The 13,271-nt window shown below is 58.2% G+C and carries 7 protein-coding genes; all 7 read left to right on the forward strand.

Going from position 1 to position 13,271, the window contains the following annotated elements:
* Positions 1-91: 91 nt before the first annotated feature.
* The 7 genes from E6C55_RS12995 (at position 92) to E6C55_RS13025 (ending at position 13,192) form a co-directional block, all read left to right on the forward strand.
* Positions 92-2,365, forward strand: coding sequence for an AraC family transcriptional regulator (locus tag E6C55_RS12995; protein ID WP_136370231.1), 2,274 nt, complete (start codon positions 92-94; stop codon positions 2,363-2,365).
* A gap of 158 nt (positions 2,366-2,523) precedes the next feature.
* A complete protein-coding gene (locus E6C55_RS13000; RefSeq protein WP_136370232.1) occupies positions 2,524-4,113 on the forward strand; it encodes an ABC transporter substrate-binding protein in 1,590 nt (529 codons plus the stop codon).
* The gene (locus tag E6C55_RS13005) at positions 4,088-5,134 is read left to right on the forward strand and encodes an ABC transporter permease (RefSeq protein ID WP_230986668.1); all 1,047 of its coding nucleotides are present in this window, start codon (positions 4,088-4,090) and stop codon (positions 5,132-5,134) included. Before E6C55_RS13000 ends, E6C55_RS13005 begins: the two co-directional genes overlap by 26 nt.
* A 15-nt stretch (positions 5,135-5,149) precedes the next feature.
* A complete protein-coding gene (locus E6C55_RS13010) occupies positions 5,150-6,034 on the forward strand; it encodes a carbohydrate ABC transporter permease (RefSeq protein ID WP_168735617.1) in 885 nt (294 codons plus the stop codon).
* 48 nt (positions 6,035-6,082) lie between these two features.
* Complete coding sequence (locus E6C55_RS13015) at positions 6,083-6,820, forward strand: ThuA domain-containing protein (protein ID WP_136370234.1); 738 nt, start codon at positions 6,083-6,085, stop codon at positions 6,818-6,820.
* A 50-nt stretch (positions 6,821-6,870) separates the two neighbouring features.
* Positions 6,871-7,947 carry a Gfo/Idh/MocA family protein gene (locus E6C55_RS13020; RefSeq protein WP_136370235.1) on the forward strand — a complete coding sequence of 359 codons (1,077 nt, stop codon included), beginning with the start codon at positions 6,871-6,873 and terminating at the stop codon, positions 7,945-7,947.
* 31 nt (positions 7,948-7,978) lie between these two features.
* The gene (locus E6C55_RS13025; RefSeq protein ID WP_168735618.1) at positions 7,979-13,192 is read left to right on the forward strand and encodes an Ig-like domain-containing protein; all 5,214 of its coding nucleotides are present in this window, start codon (positions 7,979-7,981) and stop codon (positions 13,190-13,192) included.
* Positions 13,193-13,271 lie beyond the last annotated feature (79 nt).

Here is a 13,271-nt window from a genome sequence, read left to right on the forward strand (position 1 = left end):
CTAATCTATCGTGCCCGCTTCGGCTCGTGGTATGGTAGGGAGAGCAAGTGAGAAGCGTCGCGGGCAGGCAGACTAGAACAGGGGGAATACAATGAGCGCTCCGAACCGGCATGCAGAGAGAAGCGTCACTGGCAGCAACGCCAGCATGTTTATGACCTTCGCGATCATTGTGGTCGTGACGAATCTGATCCTGTCATCAACGATGTACGCGAACTACAAGCGTCATTCCATGGAACTCGTCCAGTCGTATTCGGTCGAGGAGTTGTCGCAGGTCAGTTACAGCATGAGCTTCATGTTCGAAGCGGCCAAGCTGACGCTGCAACAGCTCTACACGAATCCGAGCGTCTTCAAGCTGATGAACGCCGATCGCCTGGGGGAGCTGGAGACGGCGAGCCTGCTCAGCCAGGTGGGGGTGCCGAGCGGGGGCTTTAACCTGAACTTCGTCAGCTCCATCTATATTTACAATCAGAAGGCGGATAAAGTGTACACAGATGGGAAAGCGTTTACATTCTCGCAATTCCCGGATCGCGACATCATCGAACGTCTTGAGAGCGGCGAGGGGCTAAGCAGCATGAAGCCGATTGCCCGGAAGGTTCAACTATCCGCTCGCGATAAAGAGCTGTACGGCAGCTTGGAACCGTTCCAGACGCCGGATGTGTATACCTTCGTGCTGTTCGACAGCTATTCGCGGCACATCGACAGCGCCATCATGTTGAACGTGTCCCAGGAATGGATGAAGCAGACGATCGAGGCGATGAACCCGGAGATGAGCGGCGAGACGATGATTATCGACGATCAGGGCCGGATTGCACTCGGCAACGACCGATTCCTTTATCTGGAGCAGGCTAAGCGTTATATCGACGGCGCGATTCCGGATGGCGAAGGCTCCTCCGGCTACGCGATCGAGATGCTGGATGGGAGGAAGCAGGTCGTCAGCTATGTCTCGTCCGAGATGGGGTGGACGTTCATCCGGTTGACGCCTTATGAGGTCATCTCGGGCAAGCTGTCGCGCATGCTGATGCTGACCTGGATCATCTCGGTGCTGGTCGGCATCCTCGCCGTCCTGGCCGTCATGTTCAGTTCGAGGATTCTGCTTCGCTTGATGAACAAGAGAACGAATGCGCTTCTGGGACGTTATGAACGGGAGAAAAGATCGGGCTATGAGCAGAAGCAGCGGTTCCTGCGGACGTTCGCGACAAGCCGGATGACGGAATATTCGTTGACCAAAGGCTTCGAGCGGTTCTCGATCGACTTCGACACGAACCGCCGGCTGTTCACGGTTGCGTTCAAGATAGACCGCTATGAGGAATTCTGCGACAAATACGGGCAAGACGATCGAATGCTGCTCGATTACGGCGTCATCAATATTATTGAAGAGACGGTCAAGTCCGCATGGAAGCCGATTGCGTTCGTACTCGAAGACGGGGTGTTCGGAGCGTTGTTCCTGATCGATTCGGAGGAGAATGAAGCCTTCACCGTACGAGTGGAAGAGCTGGTCCGCCAGATTGGCGCCAACGTGGCGCAATATCTGGCGATCTCGCTCTCCGTGTCCATCGGCGATCCGCTGGATGGGGTTGCGGAAGTGCCGGAGAGCTTCGCCGAGCACCTCGAGACGCTCGGCTACAAGCTGTTCGCGGGCCCGGGAGCCATTCTGTACGCTTCCCGCATCCGCGAGATCAAGAAGCGGGAATACAGCATTCCGGACCGAGGCATCGCAGCGCTCATTGACGAGATCCGAAGAGGCGACAGGGAGGGGGCGCATTCGTCGAGCCTTGCTCTGTTGCGAACGGTGGACGGGCATGCGATGACGTATTTGTTCACCTTGCTGCTTCAACTGGCGATTGCGCTGAGAGACTTCATGAAGCGCAACGATATCGCGGACGACGGGAGTATCTATCTTAGATTCATCGATGTGGCCAAGGGAGCTCCTCATAACGAGACGCTGGAAGAGATCGCAGCCCGGCTTGACGAGCCGATCGCGGACATTATGGAACGTCTGGCCTCGAAGCAGGAGCAGCTTCGCAGCCATGATCGCTATAACGATATGCTTCGGCAAGTGGAGGAGCTGATCGAAGCGGAGCTGACCAATCCGAATCTCAGCCCGGATCTGATCGCGGAGCGAATGGGACTGTCGGCCAAGTATCTGCGAGCCTTGTACAAGAGAACAAGCGGAGAATCGCTCGCAGAGAGCATCAATCTCAGCCGGATGAGCAGGGCGAAGGGGCTGCTCGCCGATACGGAGCTGTCGGTTCAAGAGGTTGCGCTGAGGAGCGGGTTCATCAACATCAGCTACTTCTACACCTTATTCAAGAAGTATCAGGGCGTAACGCCGAACGAATACCGCCTGCTGCCGCAGAGCGACTAGCAGAGTCGAGTTCAAATTCGGAAGACAGCCGATATCGAAGTCTCGCAAGGACGATATTGGAGCCGCATTCGGACGAAAATGCACTATTTTCCCCAAGCGGCTCGCGACTATAGTAAGGGTGCAAGCTCATATCAAGCCAAAGCGAGGGGATAGGTTCCATGCATGTCAAACGGAAGAGGTTGCTTGCCCTGACGACGGCGGTCGTCTTGTCGGCCGCCATGCTGGCAAGCGGTTGTTCCTCATCGAACGGGAACGGGAACGGCAATTCGCAAGGACAATCGGCCGCAACGGAGAGCGCGGGCGCCGCCGGCTCCGGAGCGGGCGAGGGAACGGCGGCATCGGAGGCACCGAAGGCGGACACCTCGGAGTTCGTCAAGCTGAAGTACTATTATACGGGCCCGACCAGCCCCGGCGACGACGCGGTGTTCGCGGAGTTGAACAAGCGGATCAAGGAGAAGATCAACGCCAACGTGGAATTCATCAAGGTAGCGAGCGGCGACTACACCCAGAAGATGTCGATCATGGTCAATGCTCTCGAGGAGTTCGATCTGGTGTTCACGTCTCCGTATTACTTGAATTATTACGATAACGCGTCGAAGGGAGCGTTCGTCGACATTACCGATCTGCTGCCGGTATACGCGCCGGAGACGTATGCGCTCTTCAAGCCGGAGATCTGGGACGCGGCCCGTGTGAACGGCAAGATCTATGCCAGCATCAACCAGCAGATCTTCGCCCGGCAGAGCGGCTTCTCCGTGCAGAAGGCACTCGCGGATAAGTACGGGTTCGATCCGACGACCGTGAAGAAGTTATCCGACATTGCGCCGTTCCTGCAGAGCGTCAAGGACGGTGAGCCGGCCGAGACGACCGATCAGTTGTGGAATGCGCAGGTCAAGAATCAAGTGTTCAGCTACTTCTACCCGGCTTACGAATGGGAATCGATCGGCGAGATCGATCTCCCCGGTGTCGTCCGTTCGATGGAGGACAACCCGAAGGTGTTCAACGAGTACGAGACGGAGGAGTTCAAGGACTTCGTGCTGACGAATGCGGACTTCCAGAAGAGAGGGTTCATCGCGAAGGATACGCTGACGCGCCCAACGTTCGACCCGGCCAAGTACGTGGGAACGGCGATGGCGACTTTAAGTCCCGGAGTAGACGCGACGATCGCGCAGACGTACAAGGCGGAGCATTACGTCATCCCGATGGGCAGCCCGATGCTGACGTCGGCTAATGCGATCGCCACGCTGACCGCGGTATCCGCGACATCCAAGCACCCGGAGCGTGCGCTCATGTTCATCGAGCTGCTCAATACGGACAAGGAGATTTACAACATGCTCGTCTGGGGGCTGGAGGGCGTCGATTACGTCAAGACCGGCGACAATCGCATCGAAGCGGTCGAAGGCTCGAGCTTCAAGTCGCAGGCCGGCTGGAAGTTCGGCAACCAGTTCAATTCCTACGTGACCGGCACGCAGACCGACGACGTATGGGAACAGACGGATGAGCTCAACAAGTCCGCCAAGATGTCGAAGCTGTTCGGCTTCAGCTTCAATCCCGAACAGGTCAAGAGCGAGATCGCCAACACGATGGCGATTGTCGCCGAATACCGTCAAGCCTTCAACGCGGGGATGTACGGGGACGATACGGAAGCGAAGCTGCAGGAATATAATCAGAAGCTGAAGTCGGCCGGCGTGGACAAGATCATTGCGGAGAAGCAGCGGCAGCTCGATGAGTTCATCGCCCAGAAGGGCTGACGTTCGGGTGAAGGCGAGCGGGAGGACCGAAGCGATCGTCGGTTCTTCCGGGCTCGCGACGCGTGTGAATCCGCCGACGGGAGTGCAGATTGTGGCTGCAGAGAGAGTAAGGAAATGGGGCAAATATGCCAAGGAAGACCGTCATCTTCTTCTGATGACATTGCCGGCTGTCGTGAAGATTCTGATCTTCTCCTATCTGCCGCTCATCGGGATTGTCATTGCCTTCAAGGACTACGTGCCGAGATTGGGCATTCTGGGAAGCCCGTGGAACGGTTTAGAAAATTTTGAATTTTTCTTCAAATCGTCCGACGCCTGGCGAATTCTGCGCAATACGATCGGGCTGAACGCCCTCATCATCGCGGCAGAGCTCGTCGTGGCCGTCTCCATGGCCTTGCTGCTGTATGAGATATCCAACCGCAAGGCGCTCAAGGCGTATCAATCGATCATGTTCTTCCCGTACTTCTTCTCGTGGGTGTTGACCGGCCTGATGTTGACTACGTTGCTGAACCCGAACAACGGGATCGTGTCCCGGCTGATCGAGGACATGACGGGGCGCGAAGCGGCTTTCTACTCGGAGCCTTGGTACTGGATTGTCATTCTGCCGCTCGTGAGCATCTGGAAGGGCACCGGCTTCAGCAGCCTGATCTATTACTCGGCGCTGATGGGCATCGATAAGGATCTGTTCGAGGCGGCGGAGATCGACGGAGCGACGAAGCTTCAGGCGATGCGATTCATCTCGCTGCCGTTCCTGATGCCGATCATGGTCATGCTGACGATTCTGGCCGTCGGGCATATTCTGCGAGCGGACTTCGGCTTGTTCTACTTCGTGCCGCGCAATGTCAGCGCCCTGTACCCCGTGACGGACGTGCTCGATACTTATGTATTCCGCGCGCTTACCGTCAACGGCAACTTTACGATGAGCGCCGCCGTCAGCGTTTTCCAATCGTTCGTCGGTCTGGTCTTGATTCTGGGCACGAACAGATTGGCGAAGATGTACGACAAAGAGTATGGGTTGTTCTAAGTTGGAGGGATGGAATTGAACACACGTACGCTGCCGATTCGACTTCTCGCGCACGGCTGCTTGCTCCTCTTCTGCTGCATATGCCTGCTGCCGATGGTCCTGACCTTATCGGTATCGCTCACCGAAGGGGCGGCCATTCAGCGATACGGGTATGCGCTCATTCCGCCATCCTTCTCTCTGGATGCATACGCCTTCATTCTGGACGACATGAAGACGCTGATCGACGGATACCGCAATTCGCTGCTGATCGTCGTCTTCGGTACGACGTTGAACCTGCTCGTGACCTCCATGGTGTCTTATTCGCTTGCACGGCGGGACTTTCGCTTCGGCAAGGCAATCTCGGTCTATATCTTCGTCACGATGATCTTCAGCGGCGGCTTGGTGCCGACGTACATCCTGATCGTGCAGTATTTGGGGTGGAAGAACATGCTGATCGCGCTGATCGTGCCCGCCTTCGCCGCTCCGTTCCAGATTTTCCTGCTGCGGGTGTTCTTCCAAGAGGTGCCTCAGGCGCTTACGGAATCGGCGAAGATCGACGGCGCGTCCGACTGGCGAACGTACTGGAGCATCGCGCTGCCGCTATCTAGGCCCGCGCTGGCGACGCTTGCCTTGATGATGACGCTGAGTTATTGGAACGAGACGTTTAATGCGATGCTGTTCATCGATAAGTCTTCGCTGTTCCCGATTCAATTGGTGCTGAAGAATATTCAAAGCTACGTCGAGATGATTCGCAACGTCGGGTTCGACCCGAGCGGCAATCTCGTCGATCCGTCGGATGTGCCGACCGAGTCGATCATGTATGCCATGATGGTGCTCACTTCGCTGCCCGTCATGTTCATCTTCTCGTTCCTGCAGAAGTACTTCGTCAAGGGAATGACGCTCGGTGCGGTTAAGGGATAAGCGATTCGGCGGAGAGGGACAGGAATTTACAGAGAAGGATGGGAGTCTATGAGTGAAGCGATACGCGTGACGATATGGAACGAGAATAGGCATGAGACGAGGGAAGAACGGGTCAGGGCGATTTATCCGCAAGGAATCCATGGCGCGATCGCGGAAGGGATCTCGGGCGACTTCGTCATTCGGACCGCGACGATGGACGAGCCGGAGCAAGGCTTGCCGGAAGACGTATTGGACGCGACGGATGTCCTCGTATGGTGGGGACATATCGGCCATCGCGACCTGTCGGAGGAGCTTGCGGACCGTGTAGCCGCCCGCGTCAGGCAAGGCATGGGGCTGATTGCGCTGCACTCTTCGCATTATTCGAAGCCGTTCAAGAGGCTGATGGGAACGAGCTGCTCCTTGCTCTATCGCGACGTGGCGGAGAAGGAGAGGCTGTGGGTTACGGCTCCGGCGCATCCCATCGTCGCTGGAATCGGTCCGTACTTCGAACTGCCTCATGAAGAGATGTACGGCGAATTCTTCGACATTCCGTCTCCGGACGAGGTCGTGCTCACCGGCTGGTTCGAGGGCGGCAACGTATTCCGCAGCGGCTGCACGTTCACCCGCGGGATGGGCAAGATTTTCTACTTCCAGCCGGGCCATCAATTGTACCCGACGTACTACGACAGCAACGTGAGACGAGTAATCTCCAACGCGATTAATTGGGCCGCGCCTGTTCGGAGGCCGGCGCTGCAGTTCGGCAAGTCCGTGCCGGCTCTGGAGCCGCTGTCCGTAGAAGGGGAATAAGAGAGAAGTGGAATAAGAGCGAAGGGAATAAGAGAGAAGGGGAACAGATCATGTCCAAGCTTCGAATAGGCATTGTGGGAACAGGGAAAATCTTCGAGAACGCGCACGCGCCGGCCTGGCTGTCGAGTCCGCATGTGGAGGTAACCGCGGTATCCGATGTGTATCGGCCGGCGGCGGAGACGCAGGCGAAGCGGTTCGGCACGGATCGGGTCTATACCGATTACATGGAGATGCTGGAGCGGGAGAAGCTGGATGCCATCGATATATGCGCGCCTAACGTCCTCCATTCCGAGATTGCGGTTGCCGCGCTCGAGCGGGGCATTCACGTGTTCTGCGAGAAGCCGGATGCGGTAGATGCGGCCGGAGCCGAACGGATGGCGGATGCGGCGGCGCGTTCGGGCAAGCTGCTGATGGTCATGCGGAACAATCGCTTCTCTCCGCAGGCGCAATTCCTGAAGCGTTACATCGAGAGCGGAGCGATGGGCGATATTTATTCCGCGCGCGCGGTGTGGCTGCGTAGACGCGGCATTCCGGGCAGAGGAGGATGGTTCACGACGAAGGCGATGTCCGGCGGCGGACCTCTGATCGATCTGGGCGTGCATATGATCGATGTCGCCATCTGGCTGATGGGCAGTCCGAAGCCAGTCGCCGTCAGCGGAGCTGCGTATACGAAGTTCGCAGACTCGAAGCTGACAAGCGCGGCTCCGCGCAGAGGGGCGACCGCAGGGGGCGTGTTCGACGTCGAGGATCTGGCTGCGGGCTTCATTCGGTTCGACAACGGCGCGACCATGCAGATTGAATTCAGTTGGGCGTCCAACATCGAGGAGGACGTGTCCAAGCTCGTCGAGCTGCGCGGCACGCGGGCGGGCGCGATGCTCCGCAACCGCGACCTGAAGCTGGTCACGGAGATCGAAGGCGCGATATGCGATATTGTGCCGCAGTTCCCGAAGGATGACACGCTTACGCAATGGCGCAACATCCATCACTTCATCGATTGCCTGATCGGCGAGGCCGATCCGATCAGCACGCCGGAGACCGGCGTCGACATGATCCGTATTCTGAGCGCGATCTATGAATCCGCCGCGACGGGGGCGGAGGTTCGGCTGGACGAGGCCGAACAGGGCTGAACGAAGTGAACGAGGAGAGGGCGGGGTTAATGTGAACAGGAAAGTTGTCCGCAGGCTTACCAGGCTTGCCAGGCTTCTCATGGCAAGCCTTCTGCTTCAGGCAATTGTCTGGCATGCACCCAAGGCGGCATCGGCAGAGGAGATCGGCGCAGGCGATCTGTATCAAGAGAGCTTCAACGGCATTGCCGCCGGGAACAAGCCGGCGGGCTCCGACTGGAGCTTCGGCGAAGCTTACGGCTCCGTGTCCGTGGCCGAGACGCCGGACTCGTCGGACAAGAGCTTGCGGATCGAACGGACGGATGTGGATACGGCGTCCGGCTTGTATGCCCGCAAGAGCTTCGCCACGCCGCTGACCGGCCGATTCATCGTGCGCACCAGGGTCATGGCGGAGCAGACGAATGCCGCCGTGGTCGCGATGTCGCTTCGTTCGTCGGACAGCAAGGAATTTCTGGCGGTGACCTTGACGGCGCAAGGTCAGATTCGTTACCAGACGGCAACCGGCTCCGTTGTCCTGCAGTCGTATGCGGAGGATGTGTGGTATGACATTGCGGCCGTCGTGGATACCGACACCCAGCAATACGGAATCGTAATCGACGGGCAGTGGAAGGTAGGGCCGATCGCATTCAAGGACTTGGATGCCGAGAACTTCAAACGAATCGAATACCAGGTGTACAAGACGACGCCGGGAACGGCGTACTTCGATGAATTGTCCGTCTACTCGCATGAGGTTGATCTGAGCGCAAGCTCCGTCACGCTGCCGCTCGGTCAGAGCGATGCCCTGGAGGCCGACGTGACTCCGGGGTGGCCGGCGCTTGAGGGAGTGACGTGGACAACAAGCGATCCGTCGGTTGTCCGTGTCGATTCGAGCGGAGCGATAACCGCTTACGGCTATGGCACGGCTGCGGTCCGAGCGACATCGGTCGGCGGAGCTTACGCCGAATGCATCGTTACGGTTCCGTCGGGACCGAACGTACCGGTAACGGGGCTGTCTCTTGACGGCGACGCTCTAACGATCAGGGAAGGCGACGTCGTGCCGTTGGAAGCTTATTTGCAGCCCTTCTATGCCAGCAACAAGGGAATCGAATGGGCTTCAAGCGAGCCTTCCGTCGTCTCTGTCGTCTATGATGCCGGGTCAAGCATCGCCACATTGACGGGGCTGGAGCCGGGCGAGAGCGTCATTACGGCGGTCAGCGAGGACGGAGATTACGGCGACAGCCTAACGGTAACGGTCCTGCGTCAGCCCGATCTCTTCGACGAGAGCTTCGAAGGCTATGCCGAAGGAACCAAGCCGACGTCGCTGACCGTGCCGACAGCCTCGGGGGCGGATGCGACGGTGACTTCGAAGCCTTATTCGTCGGGCAAGGCGCTGCGCATCGAGAAGACGGAAGCGACGTCGAGCTCCTACATGGTCACTCGTTCCGTGCCGACCGGCAATGAGAAGATGAAGCTGTCCATGAAGGCGATGGCGAAGCAGAAGAACGCGGTGGCTTACGTCTCCGCGATACGCAATCGCGCGGGAACGGCGATTCTGTACGTTGCCTTCCACAACACGGGCAAGATCTCCGTCTTCCATAGCGGGGCGTGGGAAGCGGTGCAAGCTTACGAGACGAACCGCTGGTACCAATTCGACTTGGCGATCGACACGACGACAGGGACCTACGATCTGTATATCGACGGAGAGCCGAAGCGAGTCGGATTGCCCTTGATGGCCTCCGGCAGCGAGGTCGCCACCCTGCAGTTCGGCATCTACAGCCTGTCGACGGGAACGGCTTATTACGACGATATCCAGGGGTACAGCTACGAAGCCGTGACCGGGGTATCGACGTCCGGGCTTCCTTCCGAGCTGTCGCTTGGCCGGACGTATCGGCTTCGGCCCGAGCTTGCGCCGATTGAACCGACCTTCGAATCGGCAAGCTGGTCGAGCAGCGATGAAGCGGTCGTCTCGATTGACGAGCTTGGCAACGCGACGGCTGTCGGCCTTGGCACGGCGACCCTGACCGCTGTGACGACGGATGGCTCGTTTACGGATCAAGCCATGGTTCAGGTCGTGGAGAAGCTGCCGGAGTCGCTCGTCTTGACTCCCTCTTCCCTGACGCTGCCGGTCGGCTCCGATCGGCAGCTCGTGCCGGCCATGGAGCCGTATGATGCAACGAACGGGAACGTGACCTGGGCCAGCAGCGACACCGGCGTGGCGACCGTGGACGAAGAGGGGCGAGTGTTCGCGGTCGGAGCCGGCACGGCGACGATCACCGCTACGACGGAAGAAGAGGAGATCGCCGCGACCAGCAGCCTTACGGTCGTGAACCGGTCGGTCCAAGCGGAGTTGTATGTGTCTCCGGACGGGGACGACGGCAATCCGGGCACGTTGGCCTCGCCTTATCGGACGCTGGAGCGGGCTCGAGATGCTGCGCGAACGATGAACGACGAGATGACGGGCGATATCGTAATCTATCTTCGCGGAGGGGATTATGCGCTCGATTCGACCTTCTATCTCGACGAGAGGGATTCCGGAAGCAACGGCTACCGAATCGTCTATCGGGCTTACGAGGGAGAAGAACCTGTCGTGGAGGGCGGCAAACGGATCACCGGATGGACGTTATATGATGCGGAGAACAACATTTACAAGGCTGACGCGGGCTTCGATATCGAGACCAGACAGTTGTACGTAGACGGCGTGCGCGCCGTTCGGGCAAGAAGCGACGGAGGGCTGACGAACCCCGAGATTGTCTCGGGCGGCTATCGCTCCGACGATATCGAGCTTGCCGGATGGGGCAATATCGGGGATATGGAGCTGGTGCTCAAGGCGGAATGGACGAACCCGCGCAATCGGATCGCTTCCATTACGACGGACAACGGCCAGGCGGTCATTACGATGCAGCAGCCGGGCTGGTCGTACGTGACGTCGAAGGACAGCGTCGATTATCCGTGGTACATCGAGAATGCGTACGAATTGATCGACCGGCCCGGGGAATGGTATCTCGACCGGACGACGGATACGTTCTATTACAAGCCGAGGCCCGGCGAAAACATGAGCACGGCCGATGTGGTCGCCCCCGTGCTGGAGAAGCTGATGCACATCGAAGGCACGACACTGGATACGCCGGTGGACGGCATTCGCTTCGAAGGGCTGACGTTCTCGTATGCGACCTGGCTGCGGCCAAGCGGAGACCGGGGGCATGCGGACGGACAGAACAATTCGCTGCGCGACGACAACGAGAAGCTGCCTCCCGGCAACATCCAGGTGGAGAAGGCGGCCCATATCGATTTTATCGGCAACGACTTCTCGAAGCTGGGCATTATCGGTCTGGAGATGATAAACGGAGTGCAGCAGGTTCAGATTGTCGGCAACCGCTTCTACGATATCTCGGGAGGAGCTGTCGACATCGGAGAGGTCTCGAAGTTCGATCCGGACATCTATCTGCCGTCAGACCCGCGCTTGGTCATGCGAGGCTTCACGATCGAGAACAACTACGTTCACGATATCGGCATCGATTACCGTTCGTCGGCCGCGTTCGGCCTCGGCTTCCTGGTCGATTCCAGCATCAGCCACAATGAGCTGTTCAATTTGCCCTATGACGGCATCACGATCGGCTTCGGCTTCGATCTGATTCCGACGTCCGTCTTGCGCAACGTGAAGATTCATGCCAACTTCATCCACGATCTGATGGGAGATCAGATCTATGACGGAGGCGCCATCTATACGCTGGGAAGAACGGGCGGATCGTTGAACGACATGAATGAGATTACGGAGAACTATGTCCGCAATCAAATGAATCGATACGGAACGATCTACAACGATCAGGGCTCCACGAATTGGGCGATCGAACGGAATGTTATCGACCAGAGCGAATCGCCTGTCTGGGATGAGATTTTCCCCGCCAACTGGGCGTTCGTCAACGGAGGAAGCTATAACATCCTGTACGATTCGAATTACACGACCGTAAGCAATACGCGATTGTACGGAGATAACGTCTCGACCGTTAACACCTATCTGTATCCGGACGCGGATTGGCCGACGGAAGCGCTGGAGATCATCGACAATTCGGGGCTCGAGGAGCCGTATCGGGCAATGGCGGAGGATGTGCCGGAGAGGATCGCCGTTCCTGCCGCATTAAACGTCTCGACGGGCAATTCGGTCGCGCTGAATGTCACGGCGGCTGACGGCAAGGACGGGACGGTCGATCTGGACGGGGCCGATCTCTTCTACTACAGCGACGACGAATCGGTTGCCGAAGTGTCCGTCTCGGGCAGCGTGTACGGAGTTGGCTCCGGAGTTGCGACCGTTCATGTCGGCGTCAAGGTTGGCGATATGTTGTGGATGAAGCAAGTGCCGGTATACGTGGACGACGAATTCAGCCGAATCGACGCCTATTATGGGGAGAACAAGGCGAGATACGACTTGGGCGGCGAGCTTGAGCTGCTGAAGGGTGCCAAGAAGCAATTGTACGTGGAGGCGAAGTCGATCTTCGGGCAGACCCTGGAGCCGTCCTCCCTCTCGTACACGAGCAGCGATGAGAACGTAGCGACGATAAGCGCCCAGGGGCTGCTGACCGCGATCGACTCGGGTACGGCCGATATTGAATTCGAGCTGGTCGTGGACGGTGTGCCGCGTACCAAGCTGGTCGAAGTGACCGTCTTCCAGATCGGAGACGATGCCGGCCTGACTTATACGCCGACTTCGTTCGAGGATGCGATCAACGATCCGACGAATTGGTACGTATCGGCAACGGGCTCGGGCAATCTGCAAGCCTCTGCGGACGAGATCGAAATCTCGACGCCCGCCGGCTTCGCGACTTATACCGGGGAGACGTACGAGGACGAATTGTTGGAGATGGATGTGCGAATCGATGCCGATGGCGGTTGGCCTTCGCTGGCGCTTCGCGTTCAGGAGTCGGACGAAGCGTTCGATTCGCCGACCAACGATTTGTACTTGCTCGTGTTCAAGACGGATGTCATCGAGCTGCACCGATTCAACGGAGGCGTTCGAACGGTGATCTATGGCTCGATTAACGGCTACACGAGTATAGGAGGTCCGGCGATACCGAACGATTATCTGCCGTTCCGGGAGACGCGGCGCGTGCAGTTCGGCGCGGTGAACGAGAGCGGAGGAGTTCGCCTCATTCTGAACATAGACGGAAGGAATGTCTTCTACTTCCTGGACGATGAAGCGGAACGAATCGAGGATTCGGGATACTTCGGGTTGTATGCGAGAAGCGGCTCGATCATGCTTAAGACGCCGGAATGAGCTTGAGGTGCGGTGCGCGCTTCGGGGGATCGAACGACGACCCGGAGCGTCGCCCCGTTATGGTTGGAGGAGGAATGAA

Origin of the sequence: Cohnella fermenti (genome assembly GCF_004801405.1) — a bacterium.
Lineage (GTDB): Bacteria > Bacillota > Bacilli > Paenibacillales > Paenibacillaceae > Cohnella > Cohnella fermenti.